The sequence below is a fragment of the Streptomyces olivaceus genome (assembly GCF_000721235.1).
Classification (GTDB): Bacteria; Actinomycetota; Actinomycetes; order Streptomycetales; family Streptomycetaceae; genus Streptomyces; species Streptomyces olivaceus.
Genome location: NZ_JOFH01000027.1, coordinates 342440 through 362566 on the forward strand (window position 1 = coordinate 342440; position 20127 = coordinate 362566).

Annotated in this window: 17 protein-coding genes; 4 read left to right on the top strand and 13 right to left on the bottom strand. The window is 73.1% G+C overall.

The window, feature by feature from the left end:
* Position 1: 1 nt before the first annotated feature.
* The 8 genes from IG94_RS0128015 to IG94_RS0128045 form a co-directional block, all read right to left on the bottom strand.
* A complete protein-coding gene (locus tag IG94_RS0128015; protein WP_031043107.1) occupies positions 2-712 on the bottom strand; it encodes a phosphoadenylyl-sulfate reductase in 711 nt (236 codons plus the stop codon).
* Complete coding sequence (locus IG94_RS0128020; RefSeq protein ID WP_031043109.1) at positions 709-888, bottom strand: hypothetical protein; 180 nt, start codon at positions 886-888, stop codon at positions 709-711. The genes IG94_RS0128015 and IG94_RS0128020 overlap by 4 nt, the downstream gene beginning before the upstream one ends.
* Positions 885-2582 carry a sulfite reductase SirA gene (sirA, locus tag IG94_RS0128025; RefSeq protein ID WP_031043112.1) on the bottom strand — a complete coding sequence of 566 codons (1698 nt, stop codon included), beginning with the start codon at positions 2580-2582 and terminating at the stop codon, positions 885-887. The genes IG94_RS0128020 and sirA overlap by 4 nt, the downstream gene beginning before the upstream one ends.
* Positions 2583-2785: 203 nt before the next feature.
* Positions 2786-2869 carry a putative leader peptide gene (locus tag IG94_RS44395; RefSeq protein ID WP_350890428.1) on the bottom strand — a complete coding sequence of 28 codons (84 nt, stop codon included), beginning with the start codon at positions 2867-2869 and terminating at the stop codon, positions 2786-2788.
* A gap of 149 nt (positions 2870-3018) precedes the next feature.
* Positions 3019-3591 carry a GNAT family N-acetyltransferase gene (locus IG94_RS0128030; RefSeq protein ID WP_031043115.1) on the bottom strand — a complete coding sequence of 191 codons (573 nt, stop codon included), beginning with the start codon at positions 3589-3591 and terminating at the stop codon, positions 3019-3021.
* Positions 3592-3657: 66 nt separating this feature from the next.
* Positions 3658-4971 carry a hypothetical protein gene (locus tag IG94_RS0128035; protein ID WP_031043117.1) on the bottom strand — a complete coding sequence of 438 codons (1314 nt, stop codon included), beginning with the start codon at positions 4969-4971 and terminating at the stop codon, positions 3658-3660.
* A gap of 327 nt (positions 4972-5298) precedes the next feature.
* The gene (locus IG94_RS0128040; protein WP_031043120.1) at positions 5299-6588 is read right to left on the bottom strand and encodes a GAF domain-containing protein; all 1290 of its coding nucleotides are present in this window, start codon (positions 6586-6588) and stop codon (positions 5299-5301) included.
* Between the two features lie 245 nt (positions 6589-6833).
* Complete coding sequence (locus IG94_RS0128045) at positions 6834-8477, bottom strand: acyl-CoA dehydrogenase family protein (protein WP_031043121.1); 1644 nt, start codon at positions 8475-8477, stop codon at positions 6834-6836.
* A 100-nt stretch (positions 8478-8577) separates the two neighbouring features.
* Here IG94_RS0128045 and IG94_RS0128050 point away from each other — a divergent pair, with 100 nt between their 5' ends.
* Positions 8578-9759, top strand: a complete 1182-nt coding sequence (locus IG94_RS0128050) for a YihY/virulence factor BrkB family protein (RefSeq protein ID WP_031043124.1) — start codon at positions 8578-8580, stop codon at positions 9757-9759.
* A gap of 69 nt (positions 9760-9828) precedes the next feature.
* Here IG94_RS0128050 and IG94_RS0128055 read toward each other — a convergent pair whose 3' ends face one another.
* The 5 genes from IG94_RS0128055 to IG94_RS0128075 all read right to left on the bottom strand — a co-directional run bounded on the left by IG94_RS0128055 (position 9829) and on the right by IG94_RS0128075 (position 16252).
* Positions 9829-10779 (bottom strand): ROK family protein, encoded by a 951-nt coding sequence (locus tag IG94_RS0128055; protein ID WP_031043127.1) that lies wholly within the window; start codon positions 10777-10779, stop codon positions 9829-9831.
* Positions 10776-12527, bottom strand: a complete 1752-nt coding sequence (locus IG94_RS0128060) for a dipeptide ABC transporter ATP-binding protein (RefSeq protein ID WP_031043130.1) — start codon at positions 12525-12527, stop codon at positions 10776-10778. The genes IG94_RS0128055 and IG94_RS0128060 overlap by 4 nt, the downstream gene beginning before the upstream one ends.
* A complete protein-coding gene (locus IG94_RS0128065; protein WP_031043132.1) occupies positions 12524-13417 on the bottom strand; it encodes an ABC transporter permease in 894 nt (297 codons plus the stop codon). The genes IG94_RS0128060 and IG94_RS0128065 overlap by 4 nt, the downstream gene beginning before the upstream one ends.
* Positions 13414-14373 carry an ABC transporter permease gene (locus IG94_RS0128070; RefSeq protein WP_031043134.1) on the bottom strand — a complete coding sequence of 320 codons (960 nt, stop codon included), beginning with the start codon at positions 14371-14373 and terminating at the stop codon, positions 13414-13416. The genes IG94_RS0128065 and IG94_RS0128070 overlap by 4 nt, the downstream gene beginning before the upstream one ends.
* Before the next feature lie 70 nt (positions 14374-14443).
* Positions 14444-16252 carry a peptide ABC transporter substrate-binding protein gene (locus tag IG94_RS0128075; RefSeq protein WP_031043136.1) on the bottom strand — a complete coding sequence of 603 codons (1809 nt, stop codon included), beginning with the start codon at positions 16250-16252 and terminating at the stop codon, positions 14444-14446.
* 210 nt (positions 16253-16462) lie between these two features.
* Here IG94_RS0128075 and IG94_RS0128080 point away from each other — a divergent pair, with 210 nt between their 5' ends.
* From IG94_RS0128080 to IG94_RS0128090, 3 genes are all read left to right on the top strand, one after another.
* On the top strand, positions 16463-17683 hold the full coding sequence (locus IG94_RS0128080) for an ROK family protein (RefSeq protein ID WP_031043138.1): 1221 nt from the start codon (positions 16463-16465) through the stop codon (positions 17681-17683).
* 68 nt (positions 17684-17751) lie between these two features.
* Entirely contained in the window at positions 17752-19302 is a 1551-nt protein-coding gene (locus IG94_RS0128085) for a M81 family metallopeptidase (RefSeq protein ID WP_031043139.1), read from the top strand.
* 78 nt (positions 19303-19380) lie between these two features.
* The gene (locus tag IG94_RS0128090) at positions 19381-20070 is read left to right on the top strand and encodes a helix-turn-helix transcriptional regulator (RefSeq protein WP_031043141.1); all 690 of its coding nucleotides are present in this window, start codon (positions 19381-19383) and stop codon (positions 20068-20070) included.
* Positions 20071-20127: the final 57 nt, after the last annotated feature.

The window sequence follows — 20127 nt, forward strand, 5'->3', positions numbered from 1 at the left end:
GTCAGCCGTGCAGTCCGCACTCGGTCTTGGAGCGGCCCGCCCAGCGTCCGGCGCGGGCGTCCTCGCCCTCCAGCACCCGCCGGGTGCAGGGCGCGCAGCCCACGGAGGCATAGCCGTCGGTCAGCAACGGGTTGGTGAGGACGCCGTGCTCGTCGACGTACGTTTGCACATCTTCCTGTGACCACCTGGCGATGGGAGAGACCTTCACCTTGCCCCGCTTCTCGTCCCAGCCGACGACCGGCGTGTTCGCCCTGGTCTCCGACTCGTCGCGGCGCAGCCCGGTCGCCCAGGCCTGGTAGCCCCGCAGCCCCTCCTCCAGCGGCTTCACCTTGCGCAGCGCGCAGCACAGGTCGGGGTCGCGGTCGTGCAGCCGCGGGCCGTACTCGGCGTCCTGCTCGGCGACGGTCTGGCGCGGGGTGAGCGTAATGACGTTCACGTCCATCACGGCCTCCACCGCGTCCCGGGTGCCGATGGTCTCCTCGAAGTGGTAACCGGTGTCGAGGAAGACCACGTCCACGCCGGGCAGGGCGCGGGAGGCGAGGTGGGCGACGACGGCGTCCTCCATGGACGAGGTCACGCAGAACCGGGGGCCGAAGGTGTCCGCCGCCCACTGGAGGATCTCCAGCGCGGAGGCGTCCTCCAGCTCGCGGCCCGCCCGCTCGGCGAGTGCCTTGAGATCGTCGGTCGTACGCTCTTCCTGAACCGCGGTCATATCGGTTCCCCTCCCGTGGGGTTGGGCTGCAGCCCCCGGGCGAGCAGCCCGAGGAACTTCAGCTGGAATGCGCGGTTGCACGCCCCGCATTCCCAGGCGCCGTGGCCCTGCTCGCCCGGACGCAGGTCCTCGTCGCCGCAGTAGGGGCAGTAGAAGGGCGCGGCGCGCTCGCTCACGACAGGGCCTCCTCGGAGGCGCGGGCCGCCCAGGTGGCGAACCGCTCGCCGTCCTCGCGCTCGGCCCGGTAGCGGGTGAGCACCCGCTCCACGTAGTCCGGCAGCTGCTCGGCCGTGACCTTCAGTCCGCGCACCTTGCGGCCGAAGCCCGGCTCCAGGCCGAGCGCGCCGCCCAGGTGCACCTGGTACCCCTCGACCTGCTCGCCGCTCTCGTCGAGCATCAGCTGGCCCTTGAGGCCGATGTCCGCGGTCTGGATGCGGGCGCAGGCGTTCGGGCAGCCGTTGAGGTTGATGGTGAGGGGCTCGTCGAAGTCCGGGAGGCGGCGCTCCAGTTCGTCGATGAGCGAGGCGCCGCGCGCCTTGGTCTCGACGATCGCGAGCTTGCAGAACTCGATGCCGGTGCAGGCCATGGTGCCGCGCCGGAAGGTGGAGGGGCGGGCGGTGAGGTCCAGCGCCTCCAGGGACTCCACCAGGGAGTCGACCTGTCCCTCCTCGACGTCGAGAATGATCATCTTCTGTTCGACCGTGGTGCGCACGCGCTGCGAGCCGTGCGCCTCGGCCAGGTCGGCGACCTTGGTCAGGACCGTGCCGTCGACCCGGCCCACGCGCGGGGCGAAGCCGACGTAGTAGCGGCCGTCGCGCTGCCGGTGCACGCCGATGTGGTCGCGCCAGCGGCTGGTGGGGTCGGCGGGCGCAGGACCGTCGGTCAGCTTCCGCTGCAGGTACTCGTCCTCCAGCACCTGCCGGAACTTCTCCGCGCCCCAGTCGGCGACGAGGAACTTCAGGCGGGCGCGGTTGCGCAGCCGCCGGTAGCCGTAGTCGCGGAAGATGGAGATGACGCCCTCGTAGACGTCCGGGACGTCCTCGATCGGCACCCAGGCGTTCAGCCGCACGCCCAGCTTGGGGTTGGTGGACAGACCGCCGCCGACCCACAGGTCGAAGCCGGGTCCGTGCTCGGGGTGCTCGACGCCGACGAAGGCCACGTCGTTGATCTCGTGCACCACGTCGAGGACCGGCGACCCGGAGATCGCGGTCTTGAACTTGCGGGGGAGGTTCGAGTACGCCGGGTTGTTCAGGACCCGGCGCTTCATCTCCTCCAGGGCCGGCGTGCCGTCGATGATCTCGTCCTCGGCGATGCCGGCCACCGGGGAGCCGATCATCACCCGGGGCGTGTCGCCGCAGGCGGTCACCGTGGAGAGGCCGACGCCCTCCAGGCGGTTCCAGATCTCCGGCACGTCCTCGATCCGGATCCAGTGGTACTGGACGTTCTGCCGGTCGGTGATGTCGGCCGTGCCGCGCGCGAACTCCTGCGAGATCTCGCCGACCACCCGCAGCTGGGCGGTGGTCAGCGCGCCGCCGTCGATGCGGACGCGGAGCATGAAGTACCGGTCGTCCAGCTCCTCCGGCTCCAGAACGGCCGTCTTGCCGCCGTCGATGCCCTGGCGGCGCTGGGTGTAGAGCCCCCACCAGCGCATGCGTCCGCGCAGGTCACCGGGGTCGATCGAGTCGAAACCGCGCTTGGAGTAGATCGTCTCAATGCGTGTCCGCACGTTGAGACCGTCGTCGTCCTTCTTGGTCTGCTCGTTCCCGTTGAGCGGAGTGAAGTGCCCGGCCGCCCACTGGCCCTCGCCGCGGTGACGGCTCACCTTGCGGCGCGGGGTCGCGGCAGCGGGTTCGGGCGGGGTGGCGGCCATGGGTGACACGTCCTTTGGAAGCAGCATCGAACAGGTGCCGGCGCGCAGCGCCGTCGATGAGGGGTGGCGGTCGGGTGGCGGGTGGGAGGCTCTGACCTGCGCGCGGGGCGCACGGGCACTACGTGGGCATACGTGAGGACACGCGTGCGCGTCGTTGCGCAGAGCGAGACGAGGGGGGGATCCGGTGGTGCTGGAGGGTGCTCTCAGCGGCCCGGACAGATGGCGCTGGACATGCGGCCGAGGTCGACGTGGCGCCGACTCACCAAGGCAATTCCAGTTCCAGACATGACGGAAGCGTGGCACGGCGATCTGGAGGCAGTCCAGCATTATCCGAGATGTGGACACCCCTGTCTCGCTGTACGAGACACGGTGTCGTTGGTCACACGGACGGCCGCGCGTCCCGTCATCCGGGGGAAAGGGCAGGTGTCGGTGCAGGTCAGGAGGGGAAGGCACCCGGCCACGGTCCAGGAGTCGCCACCTCCGCCTCCTCCTCGACCCTGGTGTCGAACAGCCGGAAGCCCCGGCGCTGGTAGTTGTCCATCGCGTACGCGCCGTCCTTGCTGCAGGTGTGCAGCCAGACCCGCTTGGTGCCGGCCAGCCCCGGCCAGCGCTCCGCCAGGTCCCAGGCGCGGGCCGTGCCGTACGACAGGAGGTGGCCGCCGATGCGCCGCCCGCGGAAGGCGGGGATCAGGCCGAAGTACTCGATCTCCACGACCCCGTCGTCCCCGGGCGCCAGTTCGACGAAACCGGCGGGGGTGCCGCGGTCGTGGGCGACCCAGGTCTCCACACCCGGCCGCTCCAGGTGCTCCCGCCACCGCGCGTGGGTCCAGCCGAGCCGGTCCGTCCAGCGGATGTCGCCGCCGACCGAGGCGTACAGGAAGCGGCTGAACTCGGGGGAGGGCACCTCGGCGCGGACGATCCGCACGTCCCCCTCCGGCGCGGCGGCCGGCAGCAGGTCGGTGGGTGCCGTCTGCTCCAGGGACCACGTGGTCACGGCGATGTTGGTCATGCCGGTCAGGGAACCACCCGCCCCGGGATCTGTCGATCCCGGGGCGGCCCTGCCCGGGTGACGCCGTTAGTCGAGGGCGTCCGTGATCGACGACAGCGGGAGCGAGAAGAGCATGTTCTCCGACTGCGACCAGACCTCGCCGGTGCGTTCCGAGTACGACAGGGAGCCCGCCGATCCGCTCCAGCACTGCTGCGACTGGTCGGCCCCGCACTCCGCGGCCCGGGCGCCCTCCGTGTCCTGGCGCCACAGGGTCCCGCGCCCGTCCTGCCCGCCGGCCGCGCGTCCCAGGTACCACTCCGAGTGGGCCGTGCCGGGCGGGCGGTAGGACAGTACGCCCCCGACCTCGGCGGCGCCCGTCTCGTACGCCTCCGCCGCGTTCACCCCTCCCGCGGCGTCCGTGACCGGGAGTCCGGTGCGCTCGGGGTCCGTGCTCGTGCCCAGGGCGTAGCGCCAGAGCCGGGTGGGGCGGTCGGCGTCCGCGGTCACCCGCTCGCTCGCCACGAGGCTGTCGGGGGCCGTGCCCCGGTCCAGCGAGATCGCGCCGGGGCGGGCCGCGCCGTCCGTGTCGGGCAGCCGGTACGAGGCGACGGCGGGCAGCACGTACCGGTGGCCGTTGGCCGCCCAGCCCCCGGGCACCCGCCCGACGGCGTTCGCCGCGGTGGTGGCGCGCTGGATCCGCTCGACGTCGTACACGTACAGCGCGTCGCGGTCCCCGGCGGCGGTGGTGACGAGCAGCTTGTCCTGGTACCAGACCATGCCGGAGACGGGCGAGGCCAGGCCCCGGTAGTCGTGGCCACCGTCGACCGGGACGGTCAGCAGCGCCGAGGTGTAGCCGAGGCGGTCGGGGTCGTCGGCGTCGACGAACGAGACCCGGGCGAGGCCGCCTCCGGGCGTGCCGTCGTCGCGGCTCCAGGCGGAGAGGATCACGCGGTGGGTGCCCCAGAGGCCGTCCTCGTCGGCGTCCCCGGACGTGGTGACCGCGCCGGGACGCCAGCCGTCGGTGTCGGCGTCGTCCCAGCAGTAGGCGCGGGTCGCGGCGGGCGAGACGGGCAGCGCCTCCCGCTCTCCGGCCGTGCAGTCGCCGGCCTTGCGCAGGGTGCGGTCGGCGGAGTCGAGTACGGCGTCGACGCCGACCGGTTCGCCCATCGAGGCGGAGAGCCGGTCGAGCCAGGGCTCCGGAACGCGGTGCTCGGTCAGCCGCAGCGCGTCGGTCTCGGCGGCGGAGGTGAGGGGCTTGAGGGTGCCGGGGTCGTCGGCGACCGTGGCCTGCGAGGTGGTGATCAGGGTGGCGGCGCCGGTCAGGGCGAGGGCGGCCCCGGTCAGGGCCGCGCGCAGGGCCCGACCTCGCCTGCGTCGACGGTGTCTGCCTCGATGCTTCATGGAACCTCCACGGACACCGGACCAACTGTGCTCGACGGTGGCCGCGTTGACCGAGGAGCGGATGGGGCGGTCCTGCGGAGGATGCTACGGCACCCGGTCGGCTCTGTGGCCGCGGACGATGCAAATATGCGAAATCGGCGGGTCTTTACAGCCATTCGGGGGGCGCTCGTCCCAGCGGTTGGACACTCCGCCCCGGCCGGCGGTCGGACACTCCCCCCGGCCAGTGGTCGGACACCTCGCCCCGGCCGGCGGTCGGACACCTCGTCCCGGGCGACACGCCGTCCGCACGGCGCGTCGCCCGGGACGAACCGGCCGAACGCGCAGGCGTCAAGGCACCGGCGTCGACGCCCGTTTCTCCACCACTGCCGGGGCGGTCGAGTGGGGCAGCAGGTCGCGGGGGTCGGGCGGCAGCAGGACCTCGACCTCGGCGTCCTCGCAGAAACGATACGGCCGGTGTTCGAGATAGGCCCCCAGATACCTGCGCACCCGGGACATCTCGGCCCGGACCGTCACCGTGCGTGCCGGGTCGCCGAACATGTCCTCGGCCAGCGCGGCCGCGCTGCGCCCGCTGCGGCGCACCGCCAGCAGGTAGAGCAACTCGGCGTGCCGGGGACTCAGTTCCCGCGTCCACTCCTCCGCACCGCCCAGCACCCGCACCGACCAGCGGCGCGGCTGCCCGAGGTCCAGGACGATCCGGGTGGTGCCCTGCGGCACCGGGCCCTCGGCGGCCCGCACCAACCAGCCCTCGCCGAGCGGCTCCACGGTGCACGCCCCGAACACCGGCAGCCACCGCGCCCCCGGCTCCGGCGACTTGGGCAGCGCCACCCGCTCCAGGTAGGGCATCCCGGTCACCGCCGCCGTCCAGCCGTCCCGGTCGGCCACCAGCGCCCGCCCCGCCAGCCGGGCCAGCACCGGCGCGGCCACCGCCCGCAACCGCTCCAGCGACTGCGTGTGCAGTTCCCGCAGCCGGGCCTCGGCCAGCTTGGCCACCGAGTCCACCCAGGCCAGCGTCGCCGGATGCATCGACTCCAGCGGCCCGCTCACGTCGACCACGCCGAGCAGCCGGCCGGTGCGCGGGTCGGTGATGGGTGCCCCGGCGCAGGTCCATGACGTCTGGGACCGAACGAAGTGCTCGGAGGCGAAGACCTGTACGGGGCGCCGGGTCACCGCCGGTGTCCCCAGGCCGTTGGTGCCGACCACCTCCTCCTGCCAGTCCGCGCCGAGTTCGAGTCCGAGAGTGTCGGCCCGGCGCAGCACCCGCGCGCTGCCCTCCCGCCACAGCACCCGGCCGTCCTCGTCGGCGACCACCATGATGTGGTGCGCGATGTCGGCGACGGACAGCAGCGCCTCCCGCAGCAACGGCAGGACGTGCCGCAGCGGCGTGGCCTCCCGACGCCGCCGGATCTCGTCCGGGGGCAGCAGCCCGGAGCGGAAGTCGTGGTCCGGGTCGACGCCGCTGCGCAGCATCCGCGCCCAGGACTGCTCGATCACCGGGCGCGGCGCCACCGGGGCCGGACCGCCCGACAGTCTCGCCGAGCGGACCGCGCTGAGCATCCGGGCCGCGCGCGCCGTGTCGGCGGCGGCGAACTGCGTCACGTCCATCGGCGAGAGCGCCACAGGTACTCGTCCTCCCGGAAGCCGGTGAATGTTCGTCTCATAGTGACCGGTTGCCCAAGCCGGGCGGACACAGTCCGCACACGACCGACCGCACGTTGCAACCCTCTGCAACCCTGGTGGACGCCGCAACGGTCGTCCAAACTCGAACGACGCCGTCCCGAGCGGCGTACGCGGCCTGAACGGGCCCGTGTGGCGGGGGTGGTGCCGTGTCGGCGCAGCACCACCCCCGCACCGCGCGGCGGTGTTCAGGCCATCGGCCGGGCCCGCTCGACCACCGACGCCAGATCCAGTGTCGGCGGCAGGGTTCCGAAGACCGCGCCCCCGTCGCCGCCCAGCCGGGAGGCGCAGAACGCGTCCGCGACCTCCGGCGGCGCGTGCCGCACGAGCAACGCGCCCTGCAGCACCAGCGCCAGCCGCTCCGCCAGCAGCCGCGCCCGCCCCTCGGCGGCCTCCAGGTCGGCCAGTTCCGTCAGTACGGTGCGGATCGCCGCGTCCAGCCGGTGGTCGGCGCCGCGTGCCGCACCCACCTCCGTCAGGTAGGCGTCCAGCGCCGCCGGCTCCCGGCCCAGCGCCCGCAGCACGTCCAGCGCCTGCACGTTCCCGGCGCCCTCCCAGACCGAGTTCAGCGGCGACTCGCGCACCAGCCGGGGCAGGCCGGACTCCTCGACGTACCCGTTGCCGCCCAGGCACTCGGCCGCCTCGACCACCACCGGGGCGCACCGCTTGGTCACCCAGTACTTGGCCGCCGGCACCGCCAGGCGCAGCAGCGCCCGCTCCCGCTCGTCACCGCCCTCGGCGGCGTCGCAGGCCGCCGCCAGCCGCAGCCCGAGCACCGTCGCGGCCTCCGACTCGACCGCGAGGTCGGCGAGGACGTTGCGCATCAGCGGCTTGTCGGCCAGCCTCCCGCCGAACGCCTCCCGGTGCGCGCAGTGGTGCACCGCCTGCGCCACCGCCTGCCGCATCAGACCCGCCGAGCCCAGCACGCAGTCCAGCCGGGTGGCGGCCACCATCCCGATGACGGCGGGCACCCCCCGCCCCTCCTCGCCGACCCGGCGCGCCCAGGTTCCGGCGAACTCCACCTCCGCCGAGGCGTTGGACCGGTTGCCCAGCTTGTCCTTGAGCCGCTGGATCAGGAACACGTTGCGGGTGCCGTCCGCCAGTACGCGCGGCACCAGGAAGCAGGTCAGCCCGCCCGGCGCCTGCGCCAGCACCAGGAAGCCGTCCGACATCGGCGCCGAGCAGAACCACTTGTGCCCCCGCAGCTCGTACGTGCCCTCCTCGGCCAGCGGCCGCGCCGACGTGGTGTTGGCCCGTACGTCGCTGCCGCCCTGCTTCTCCGTCATGCCCATCCCGAAGAGCGCGCCGGCCTTCAGCCGGGCCGGGCGCAGCTCCCGGTCGTAGACCCGCGAGGCCAGCCGCGGCTCCCACTCGGCGGCCAGGTCCGCGTCGGCGCGCAGGGCCGGGACCGCCGCGTGGGTCATCGACAGCGGGCAGCAGTTGCCCGCCTCCACCTGCGTCCACAGGACGAACCCGGCCGCGCGCCGCACGTGACCGCCCGGCCGGGACCAGGCGTCCGTCAGGCCCGCCGCGACGCCCTTGCCCAGGAGCCGGTGCCAGGCCGGGTGGAAGTCGACCTCGTCGACGCGGTGCCCGTACCGGTCGTGGGTGCGCAGCACCGGCGGGTTCGCGTCGGCCTGCGTGCCCCACTCCTGGACCTGGCGGGATCCGCAGGTGTTGCCGAGCCCCGACAGCTCCGCCAGCGCCTCCTCGTGCAGCCCGGGCGGCAGGTGCCGCTCGACGGCGTCCGCCAGGGCACGGTCGGCGGAGAAGACGTCGTAGCCGGTCAGCGGCGGCGCCTGATTCGTCACGGTGTGGGTACTGCCTGCCATGACCGTGAACCTACCGCGCGGGAGCGCCGGCCGCGGACCCGGACCGGCCGGAGGGCATCCGCGGATGAGCGCCGCCCGCCACGGCGGATACCTTTAGCACGTGCAGCCAGCAAGTGAATCCCCCGAACTGCCGTCCGGCCGGCTCCACCGTGCCCGGGTTCTGTACCGGAATGTGTCCAAACGCAGGACCGCCTGGCTGTTGCTCAAGGACACGGTCAACTCGTGCATGGAGTACCGCATCCTCGGCCTGGCCGCCGAGGCCGCGTTCTTCACGCTGCTCTCGGTGCCGCCGCTGCTGCTGAGCCTGCTCGGACTGCTCGGCTACGTCGACTCCTGGATCGGCGCCGACACCACCGAGAGCCTGCGCAACAACATCCTGGACGCCTCCCGCACGGTGCTCTCCGAGAGGGGCGTCAAGCAGATCACCGAGCCGATCCTGGACGACGTGACCAAGGGCGGCCGGCCCGACGTCATCTCCATCGGCTTCCTGTTCGCCGTCTGGTCGGGCTCCCGCGCGGTGAACGTCTTCATCGACACCATCACCGTGATGTACGGGCTCGACGGCGTCCGGGGGATCGTCAAGACGCGGCTGATGGCCTTCCTGCTCTTCATCGTGGCGCTGCTGCTCGGGGCGGTCGCGCTGCCGCTGATGGTGGCCGGACCGGACGCCGTGGTCCGCGTGGTGCCCTGGTCGACGACGGTCGTCCAGGTCCTGTACTGGCCGGTCGTGATCGTCCTGTCCGTGGCCTTCCTGACCACGCTCTACCACGTCTCCGTGCCCGTGCGCTCACCGTGGATCGAGGACGTCCCCGGCGCGCTGGTCGCCCTCGCCATGTGGGTGGTCGGCAGCGCCCTGCTCCGCGTCTACCTCACCAACACCGTCGAGGGCCCCACCATCTACGGCTCGCTCGCCGCGCCCGTCGCCGTACTGCTGTGGATCGGCGTGTCGGCGTTCGCGGTGCTCGTCGGCGCCGCCGTCAACGCGGCCATCGACCGGGTCTGGCCGGCCGCCGCCACCGCCGCCGCCCGCGAGTCCAACGAGCGGCTGCGCCAGGCCCAGGTCGCCGAGTACGTGGCCCGCTCCGCGGCGAACGGCGACAGCGACCCGGACATGCCGTCCGAGTTCCCGGAGCGCTGGTCCCGCTTCCTGCCCCCCGAGGACGTCACGGCCCGCCTGCGCACCCACGCGAAGAACGCGCCGCCCGCGAACCACGGCCAGGTGCACACCCACCACGACGACGGCCACGGCAACGGCCACGACAGACCGGCGGACTCCCCGTAGAAACACGACAGACCGGCGGGCTCCCCGTAGAGAGGGGACACCGCGACCGGCCTGTCGGTGGGACGCGCCCTACCGCGCCGGCCCGGGACCACCCTCGCCGGCGGCCGGCTCGTGGCGGGCCCGGGCCGCCGCGCCCAGCGGCACGGCGTCGGCCCCCAGCGTCGCCCGCAGCAGTTTGACGGGGTGGCCGCTGATCGGCGGCTCGGCGGCGAGCGGCCCCTGGATCAGCGGTTCGAGCAGCGTCCAGGAACCGCTGACGCCGCCTCCGATCACGACCGTGTCGATGTCGACCAGTCCGGCCGTCATCGTGATCGCGCGGGCGACACCGGCGCCCGCCGCCGCGTACACGGCGTGCGCGTCGGCATCCCCCTCCCGCGCCGCCTCGGCCACCTCGCGGGCGGTCAGCTCCCGCCCGGTGCGCTCGCCGTAACGGGCCCGCAGGGAACGGGCGGAGGCCAGCGTCTCCAGATGGCCGCGGCCGCCGCAGGTGCACGGCAGATCGCCGAAGCCCGGGATGTGGCCGATCTCGCCGGCCGCGCCGTGCGCACCGGCGCGCAGCTCGCCGCCCGTCCACAGCGCCCCGCCGACGCCGGTGCCCAGCGTCATGCCGAGGACGTCCGCCTCGCCCGTCGCCGCACCGCAGGCGATCTCCCCGCGCAGGAACGCGTTGACGTCGTTGTCGAGGAAGACGGGGACGCCCAGCGCGGCGCGCAGCGCGGCGGTCACGGGGAAACCGGCCCAGTCGGTGAACGAGTCGCTCGCCACCAGGATGTGACCGGAGGCGCTGTCGACCACCCCGGCCGCGCCCACCCCCACGGCGGCGAGCCGGCCGGGCGTACGCGCCCGGACCACGGCCAGCGCGTCGAGTACGGCGGCGATCATCGCCCGGCCGCCGGAGCGCGCCGGGGTGGCCGTGTCCGCGCGGTCGAGCACCTTCAGTTCCGCGTCGCAGAGCACCACCTGGGTGGTGGTTCCCCCGATGTCGACCCCCGCGTAGACGGGGCTGTCGGGACCGCTCACCCCTGCTCCTCCGTCCGCCCGGCGGCGAGGGTCGCCAGCCGCTCGGCCCTGCGGCCGCGCTGGACGATCGGGTCGGGCACGGGCACCGCCGCCAGCAGGCGCCGGGTGTAGTCGGTCTCCGGGTGCAGCAGGGTGGCCGACGTGAGCCCCTGCTCCTCGGCCCGCCCCGCCCGCATCACGACCACCCGGCGGGCGAACTGCTGCACGACGGCCAGGTCGTGGGAGACGAAGAGGCAGGCGAAGCCCAGCTCCTCCTGCAGCTCGCCGATCACTTCGAGCACCGCCTCCTGCACGCTCACGTCCAGGGCGCTGGTGGGTTCGTCCGCCACCAGCAGCCGCGGCCCGAGGACCAGGGCGCGCGCCAGACTCACGCGCTGGCGCTGGCCGCCGGACAGCTCGCGGGGCGCGCGCCGCGCCACCTCCCGCGGCAGCCTGACCCGGTCGAGCACGTCGCCGACCAGCGACTCCCGCTCCCGCCCGGACAGGGTGCGGCGGTGGACCCGCAGCGGCTCCGCGACGCACTCGCCGACCGTCATGCGGGGGTCGAGCGAGGCGACCGGGTCCTGGAGGACGACGCCGACGCCGGCCCGCAGCGCACGCCGGGCCCGCGCACGGGTACGGGCCAGGTCGGCGCCGAACAGGGTGACGGAGCCCGCCGTCGGCGCGACGAGGCCGAGCGCCACCCGGGACGCGGTGGACTTGCCGGAGCCCGACTCGCCGACCAGGCCGAGGGTCTCGCCGGGGCGGACGGCGAAGGAGACACCCCGCAGGGCGTGCACCGCCTGCTTCCCGCGGCCGAAGACCACCGACACGTCCGTCAGCTCCACCGCGGGCTCCTCGGCGGACCCGGCCCCGACGGACCCGGCCCCGACGGACCCGGCCCCGGCGGGCTCCGCCGTGTCACCCCCTCCGGCGGCCTCCGAGACGGAGAGCCGCGGTACGGCGGACAGCAGCCGCTTGGTGTAGTCGTGCGAGGGGCGCAGCAGTACGTCCTCGACGGACCCGGTCTCCACGACGGCGCCCTGGTACATCACGGCGACCCGGTCGGCGAAGTCCGCGACGACGCCCATGTTGTGGGTGACCAGCAGGACGCCCGTGCCGGTCTCCGCCGCCAGGCGGCGCAGCAGGTCGAGGATCTCGGCCTGCACGGTCACGTCGAGCGCGGTGGTGGGCTCGTCGGCGATCAGCAGGGCCGGTTCGTTGGCGATGGCCATGGCGATGACGACGCGCTGGCGCTGGCCGCCGGAGAGCTGGAACGGGTAGGCACGGGCCCGCTGCTCCGGCTCGGGGATACCGACCCGGCGCAGCAGTTCGACGGCGCGCGCGGCGGCGTCGGCCGCGGAGACCCGGCGGTGGTTGCGGATCACCTCGGCGATCTGCCTGCCGACCCGGGTGAGCGGATCGAGCGCGGTGGCCGGCTCCTGGAACACCATGGAGACGGTCTTTCCGCGCAGCCCGGACAGCTGCTCCTCGTCGGCGCCCACGATGTCGGTGCCGTCGACGACGGCCCTCCCGGTGGCGCGGGCGTTGCCGGCGAGCAGCCCCATCGCCGCCAGCGCGACGGTGGACTTGCCGGAGCCCGACTCGCCGACCAGGGCGAGGGTCTCGCCGGGCGCCACGTGCAGGGACACGCCGCGCACCGCCCGCACCGTGCCGGTCTCCGTGGTGAAGACGACGCCCAGGTCGTCGAGGTCGAGGATGTGCCCGCCGTCCGGGGCGGGAGCGGCCGGTGGTCGAACGGCGCTCATGCGCGCCCCCTCACGTCGAATGCGTCCCGGAGTCCGTCCCCGATCGCGTTGAACGCCCACACCACCAGGATGATGGCGAGGCCGGGTGGCACGATCAGCCACCAGTAGCCCGAGTAGGCGGCGGTCATGCCGGAGGAGAGCATGCCGCCCCAGTCGGTGGACGGGGGCTGGACGCCCAGTCCGAGGTAGGACACGTAGGCCACCAGCAGGATCGCGTCGGCGATCTGGAAGGTGGCCGCCACGATGACGGTCGACACCGAGTTCGGCAGGATGTGCCGGGTGATGGCGCGCGCGTGGCCGCCGCCGGTCGCGCGGAGGGTGAGGACGAAGTCGCGGTTCTTCAGCGTCAGGGTCTCCGCCCGCACCAGCCGCGAGGGCACGAGCCAGGAGATGAGCCCGAGGATCAGGACCAGCCCGCTGAGGTCGGGGGTGGTGATCGCGGAGACCACCAGCAGGATGAACAGGGCGGGGATGGCGATGCCCGCGTCCACCACGCGCATCATCACCGCGTCGATCCAGCCGCCCGCGTAACCGGCCGCCGCGCCCCACAGGGTGCCGATGACCGTGGCGAGGACGCCGGCCGACAGACCGACGATCAGGGAGACCTTGCCGCCGTACATCAGCCGGCCCAGCTCGTCGTGGCCGACCGCGTCGGTACCGAGCCAGTGGGCGCCGCTGGGCGACTCGTTGACCTGCTGGAGCAGGGTGTGGGTCTGGTCGGTGGAGTAGAGCAGCGGGCCCACGAAGCAGAACAGCACGAAGAAGACGACCACGCCGAGCCCGACCACGGCGAGGCGGTTGCGCAGGAAGCGGCGGACCGCGAGCCGGGTGTTGGAGGCGGCGAGTTCGGGCTGAACGGCCGGAGTGTCCAGGGACGTGAGGGAACTCATGACCGACCTGCCTTCACTCGGGGGTCGATGACGCGTTGCAGGACGTCGGCCAGGAGGCTGCCGGTCACCGTGGCGATCGAGATGACCAGGACGCACCCCAGCAGCACGGGGTAGTCGGAGGACTGGGCGGCGGTCCAGAACAGCAGCCCCATTCCCGGGTAGTTGAAGAGCTGCTCCACGACCAGGGCGCCGCCGAAGAGGACCGGGATGTAGTAGCCGAGCATGGCGACCACGGGGGTCAGCGAGTTGCGGAAGACGTGCCGGGTCAGGATCGCCCGGGGGCGGGTGCCGCCGGCCCGCGCGGTGCGCACGTAGTCCTCGCCGAGGTTCTCCAGGGTGGCCGAGCGCATGTAGCGGCTGAAGACCGCGACCATCGTGGCGGCGCCGGCCACCACCGGCAGTACCAGGCCCTGGGGCTGGGCGAGGATGTCGCCGACGCTGTTGCCCTGGGGCGCCTGTGCCGGGAACCAGGGCAGGACCTGGCTGAACACGAGGACCAGGATCAGCCCGAGGAAGTAGACGGGGGTGGAGTAGGCGATGAAGCTGAGCGTGGTGATGACGTAGTCGACCGGCTTGTTGCGGCGGACGGCCTGCCACACGCCGAGCGGCACCGCGAACAGCAGGCCGATGACGGCCGACAGGACGGTCAGCAGCAGCGTCTTCGGCAGCCGTTCGGTGATCAGCTGCGAGACGGGTTCGTTGAGGGTGTACGACATGCCGAAGTCACCGTGGACCAGCTGGTTCAGGTAGTACACGTACTGGACCGGCAGCGGCCGGTCGAGCCCCTGCTCGTGATTGAACGCGGTGATCTGCGAGGCGGTGGCCTGGGGGCCGAGGATGCCGCGGGCGGGCCCCCCGGGGAGGGCGTGCAGCAGGCAGAACACCACGACGGTCACGAGGAGGACCACCGCCAGTGCCTGCAGGACACGCCTGATCAGGAAGGAGTAAGTGCTCATGGGGTTCCGGGTGGCTGAGTGGGGACGGGGCGGCCGGGGCGGCCGGGGGTGAGTGGGGCCGGGCGCCGGCTCACTCGGTCCACGCCCACATGGCGGGGTGGAAGTTGGCGAGGGAGTCCTGGGCGAACCCGCCGAGTCCGTCCCTGATCACGGAGACCTGGTAGTCGGGCTCGGGGAGCCAGATGACGGGCAGGTCCTCGGCGAGGGCCTTGCTGTAGTCGAGCATGGCGTCGGGCGACGACGACGTGGTGGTCCGGTCGATCAGCTCGTCCACCTCGGGGTTGGAGTAGTTGCCGAAGTTCGAGCCGCCGCCGCTCGCGAAGAGCGCGTCACCGCTGGGGTAGGCGGGGAAGTACCAGCTGCCCGCGCTGCCGAAGAAGGAGAGCTGCCAGTCGCAGGCGGGGTCGTCCTCCTCGCACTGCCCGGTCTGCGAGAGGACCGAGTTGACCGGCGCGGTCTTGATGTCGAAGTCGATGCCGGTCTCCTCGAAGGAGGACTGCAGGGCGCTCATCATGTTGTCCGTCTCCGTGGAGCCGGACTGGGAGAGCACCCGCATCCTGAACTCGGTGCCCTTCTCGACGCCTTCGCCGCAGTGCCCCGCGCCCTCGCCCGGCGAGGTGCACACCATGGTGCCGTCCCGCTCGCTCCAGCCGTGGTCCGTCAGCAGTGCGCGCGCCCGGGAGTTGGAGAACGGATAGGGCTCGGCCTTCTGCTCGCCGGAGAGGAAGGCGGACGCCTGGCCCTGCGGGACGGGACCGTAGGTGGGTACGGCGGTGCCGTTGTAGAGCACCTTCGCCAGGGTCTTCTGGTCGACGGACATCTGGACGGCCTGCCGCGCGTACGGCTGCCGGAAGACCGCGCCCATCTCCGGGTTGTTGAAGTTGTACGGCATGTAGGTGACGGCCCAGCCGGACCACCGCTCGACGTGGTAGCCGAGGTCCGTGAAGGACTTCTTGATCCCGAGGTCGGATGCCCTGATGTAGCCGTAGTCGACGGTGCCGGCCCGCAACGCGTTCTCCTCGGCGGCCACGGTGGTGAAGGAGAGCAGGTTGACCTGCTTCACGTGGGCCGCGCCCCCGCCGTCGTACTTCTCGTTCTCGACCAGCTCGACGCGGCCGGAGGTGGAGAAGGACTTGAGCCGGTACGGGCCGCTGACCGTCTTCCACAGCGGGTCGCTCGCGTAGCGGGAGATCTTCTTGCCCGCGTCGATCAGGTACGTCCAGACCTTCTTCGCGCCGGCCGGAGTGCGGTCGAGGTCGGAGACGTCCCCCGAGTCGCTGGTCCTGTCCCACGCGTGCTGGGGCATCACCCGGATCATGCTCAGCTCGTTGGCGAGCATCCACTGCCGGTTGTAGGCGCGGTCGAAGGCGAGCGTGAAGTGCCGGTCGTCGAGGGTCTTGAACGAGGTCCACACGTCCGGGGCCTTGCCCGGACTGTAGCTGGCCCACGACTTCTTGTTCTCCCTGACCAGGTTGAACCAGAACTCGACGTCCCGGGCGGTGACCGGCTCGCCGTCGCTCCAGTGGCGGTCGCCGAGGGTGACGGTGACGCTCTTGTTGTCCGCGGCGAACTCCGCGTCCGTCGCCAGCGAGTTGTCCTTGTTCCAGCCGATCTCGCCGGTGGAGCCGTCGTAGGCGATCAGCGGTTCCCACAGGGACTGGGAAATGGAGGCGTTGTTGGTGTTGAGGTGCCCCGGCGTCCCGATCGGCACGATCCAGTTGGGGGTGAAGTTCGCCGGAAGGGCGTAGTTGATCTCGTTCTTCGAGCCGGAGGGGGCGGAGACACCGCCCGCGCAGCCGCTGAGCAGCACGCCCACGGCCGCGCATGCGCCGACGGCGAGCGCCCGGCGTCGGCGCGCCGCTGTGCGAGCAGGGGACATGTGACTCCTCCAGGTGAGTGGCGTGGAGGTCAGCTAACGCCTGCCCCGGCGCAGGTACAAACAAAGTTTCGTAACAACTAAGTATCTCCGTTTCTGAAAAAAGTCCGGGCAGTGATCGAAACGCTGTTTCCAGTGACAACCGCCATTTCCAGAACGGAATTACCGGCGTACTGTCGGCCACGGACCGACCATGGGGAAGTAAGCACGTACATGAATGAAATAAGTACGCGGGGCCGGCGGACGGCGGGCACCTCGGCGCTGGCGGCGCGCGCCCTCGAACTCGTCGCCTCCGGCCGGGCGACCTCCCGGGCCCAGCTCGCCGAGCTGCTCGGCGCCGCGGCCTCCAGCGTCTCGGTGGCCGTGGCCCAGCTCGTCGAGCACGGCCTCGTCGCCGAGGAGGGGACCCAGTCCTCCACCGGCGGGCGCCCGCGCAAGGTGCTCCGACTCGGCGGCCAGGACGAGTACGCCGTCGCCGCCGACCTGGGCGGCAGCCACGCCCGCGTCGGAGTCGTCCTGCCCGGCGGTGAGCTGCGGGACGTCTCGACCGTGCCGCTGGTGATCGCCGACGGCCCGCAGGCGGCCCTGTCGAGGCTCGCCGGCATCCTGGAGGAGCTGGTCGCACGGCACGGCGGGGCACGGCTGCGCGGCGTCGGCCTCTCGCTGCCCGGCCCGGTCGACACCGCCACGGGACGCGTCGTACAGCCCTCCCGGATGCCGGGCTGGAACCGCTTCCCCGTCGAGTCCTGGCTCCGGGAGCGCTTCGCGGTCCCCGCCGTCGCCGACAACGACGCCAACTGCATGGCCGTCGGCGAGCACACCGCCCGCAAGGGGCGCCACCAGCAGGTGATCATGGTCAAGACGGGCACCGCGATCGGCGCCGCCGCCCTCGTCGACGGCAGGCTCTACCGCGGCGGCACGGGTGCGGCCGGGGAGATCACCCACATCCGCATCGCCCGCGGTCACCACGTCCCCTGCTCCTGCGGCAACACCGACTGCCTGGAAACGGTCGCCTCGGGCGCCGCCCTCGTCCGGGTGCTGCGGGACGAGGGCGTCGACGTCACCAGCGCCGAGGACGTGGTCCGGCTGGCCACCGACGCGCACCCGGAGGCCAACCGGGCGGTGCGCAGGGCCGGGGACTACCTCGGCCAGGTGCTCGCCGCGAACGTCAACTTCTTCAACCCGGACGCCGTCTACCTGGGCGGCATCCTCTCCACCGTCGAACCCTTCGTCGCCGCGGTCCGCAGCCAGCTCTACGAGAGCTGCCACCCGCTGGTCACCGAGCACCTCGCCATCGAACGCGCGGTACTCGGCGCCGACGCCGGTCTCCTGGGCGCCGGGCAGTTCGCCCTCCAGCGCGCGCTGGCACAGGCCCTGCGCGAGGTCGGCGGAGCCCAACTGGACCCGGACCGGTTCCACGCCTCCACCTCCTAAGCCTCTCCCTGAGCCTCTACGGCCTTTCCGACCTGCATGAACTGCATGAATTGCACGAACGAGGAGCCATGTCACACCCCAGCACCCCTGGCAGCCCCGCCGCCTCCGCCGCCCCCGCCCGGCGCCCCGTCATCGCCATCGCCGGACTCGGCATCGAGTCGTCCACCTTCTCGCCCGCCCGCACCGAGGCACCCGCCTTCCACCCCTCCCGCGGCCAGGAGGTCCTGGACCGCTACCCCTTCCTCGCCCCGGGCGGAGAACTGCGCGAGGCGGCCGACTGGCACGGCGCCCTGGTCGGCAAGTCGCTGCCCGGCGGCACCGTCACCGCCGCGGCCTGGGAGGAACTCACCGCGGAACTCCTCACCCGCCTCGCCGCCCTGCCCGCCCCCGACGGCCTCTGGTTCGACATCCACGGCGCCATGACCGTCGAGGGCGTCGACGACGCCGAGGCGCTGCTCCTCCAGAAGGTGCGCTCCGTCGTCGGCGACGGCGTGATCGTCTCGACCTCCATGGACCTGCACGGCAACGTCTCCCGTGCCCTCGTCCACCGCAGCGACCTGATCACCTGCTACCGGATGGCCCCGCACGAGGACCACATGGAGACCAAGGAGCGCGCCGTCCGCAACCTCCTGGCCCACCTCGCCTCCGGCGCCCCCCGCCCGCTGAAGGCCTGGGTACCGGTCCCCGTCCTGCTGGCCGGCGAGCAGACCTCCACCCGGATCGAGCCCGCGAAGAGCGTGTACGCGGCCGTCGACGAGGTCGAGGCGCGGGACGGCGTGACCGACGCGGCGATCTGGGTCGGCTACGCCTGGGCCGACGAACCCCGCAACCGGGCCGCGGTGGTCGTCACCGGCCACGACGAGCACGCCGTGTCGACGGGCGCCGAACGACTGGCCCGCGGCTTCTGGGAGGCCCGCCGCGACTTCGACTTCGTCGCCCCCACCGGCACCTTCGACGCCATCCTGGACGAGGCCCTGGCCGGCGGGCGGCGCCCGTACTACGTCAGCGACACCGGCGACAACCCCACCGCGGGCGGCGCCGGCGACGTGACCTGGGGCCTGGCCCGGCTGCTGGCCCGCCCCGAGTTCCAGCAGGAGGACGGGCCGACCGTCCTGTACGCCTCGGTGCCGGGCCCCGAGGCCGTACGGCAGGCCGTCGCCGCGGGCGTCGGGGCCACGGTGACGGTGACGGCGGGCGCCGAGGTCGACGACCGGCACGCCGGTCCGGTCACCCTCACCGGCGTCGTGCACGCCGTCCGGCACGGCGACCGCGACGCGCGGACCGAGGTGGTCGTACGCGTCGGCAGCGCGTACGTGATCCTCACCGAGCTGCGCAAGCCCTACCACCACGAGCACGACTTCACCGACCTGGACCTCGACCCGCGCGGCGCCGACGTCGTTGTCGTGAAGATCGGCTACCTGGAACCCGAGCTGTTCGCGATGGCCGCCGACTGGAAGATGGCCCTCACCCCCGGCGGCGTCGACCAGGACCTCGTCCGCCTCGGCCACCGCCGCATCCGCCGGCCCATGTTCCCCTTCGATCCCGACATGGCCGCCCCGGATCTCTCCGCCCGCCTCGTCCCCGCCGCCGACCAGCCGCTGACCGGGGCCGACGAGTGAGCGCCCGCCCCCGCGCGGACCGGGGTACGCTGGCCCACGGGCCGGGCCGGTCCGCGCCCCCGGCGTAGCCTGGCACGCGTGTACGCGGAACGGGTGTCCCGGCTGACCGGCGCGGTGGTGTGGACCAGTACCCCGACGGAGCCCGGCCCGGGACGGGTCCTCCCCGACGGCTGCATGGACCTGCTCTGGCACGACGGCCGCCTCCTGGTCGCGGGCCCCGACACGCGCGCCTACGTCACCGGAAGCGGCCAGAGCCTCTGGGCGGGCGTCCGCTTCCACCCCGGCACCGCCCCCGCCCTCCTCGGCGTACCCGCCGCCGCACTGCGCGACCGGCGCGTCGACCTCGCCGACCTCTGGCCGGCCGCCCGCGCACGGCGCCTGACCGCGCGGGTGAACGCCGCCCCCGACCCGGCGAGCGGCCTGGAGGAGGCAGCGCTCTCCGTGGCCGCCGACACCGGCCCGCCCGACCCCCTCGTGCGCCGGATCGTCGCCGCCCTCGACGCGGGCCGTCCCGTCGCCGCCACCGCCGACGCGCTCGGCATCGGCGCCCGCCGGCTGCACCGCCGCTCCCTGGCGGCCTTCGGCTACGGCCCCAAGACGCTGGCCCGCGTCCTGCGGCTGCAACGCGCCCTCGCCCTGGCCCGCGGCGGCACGCCCCTCGCCGAGACGGCCGCCCGCACCGGGTACGCGGACCAAGCGCATCTCGCGCGGGACGTGCGCGAGTTGACGGGCCTGCCGCCGGGCGATCTCCTGGGCCGGCGCGGGTAGCTCTGCCAGTGGGCCGCCGCGGCTGGCGGAGTCACTGGGCGGCCACGGATGGCGGAG

Bases quoted from the DNA above. Each gene is read 5' to 3' on its own strand.
- IG94_RS0128015 (WP_031043107.1), bottom strand. From the start codon at position 712: ATGACCGCGGTTCAGGAAGAGCGTACGACCGACGATCTCAAGGCACTC.
- sirA (WP_031043112.1), bottom strand. From the start codon at position 2,582: ATGGCCGCCACCCCGCCCGAACCCGCTGCCGCGACCCCGCGCCGCAAG.
- IG94_RS44395 (WP_350890428.1), bottom strand. From the start codon at position 2,869: ATGTCTGGAACTGGAATTGCCTTGGTGAGTCGGCGCCACGTCGACCTC.
- IG94_RS0128030 (WP_031043115.1), bottom strand. From the start codon at position 3,591: ATGACCAACATCGCCGTGACCACGTGGTCCCTGGAGCAGACGGCACCC.
- IG94_RS0128035 (WP_031043117.1), bottom strand. From the start codon at position 4,971: ATGAAGCATCGAGGCAGACACCGTCGACGCAGGCGAGGTCGGGCCCTG.
- IG94_RS0128045 (WP_031043121.1), bottom strand. From the start codon at position 8,477: ATGGCAGGCAGTACCCACACCGTGACGAATCAGGCGCCGCCGCTGACC.
- IG94_RS0128060 (WP_031043130.1), bottom strand. From the start codon at position 12,527: ATGAGCGCCGTTCGACCACCGGCCGCTCCCGCCCCGGACGGCGGGCAC.
- IG94_RS0128065 (WP_031043132.1), bottom strand. From the start codon at position 13,417: ATGAGTTCCCTCACGTCCCTGGACACTCCGGCCGTTCAGCCCGAACTC.
- IG94_RS0128070 (WP_031043134.1), bottom strand. From the start codon at position 14,373: ATGAGCACTTACTCCTTCCTGATCAGGCGTGTCCTGCAGGCACTGGCG.
- IG94_RS0128075 (WP_031043136.1), bottom strand. From the start codon at position 16,252: ATGTCCCCTGCTCGCACAGCGGCGCGCCGACGCCGGGCGCTCGCCGTC.
- IG94_RS0128080 (WP_031043138.1), top strand. From the start codon at position 16,463: ATGAATGAAATAAGTACGCGGGGCCGGCGGACGGCGGGCACCTCGGCG.
- IG94_RS0128085 (WP_031043139.1), top strand. From the start codon at position 17,752: ATGTCACACCCCAGCACCCCTGGCAGCCCCGCCGCCTCCGCCGCCCCC.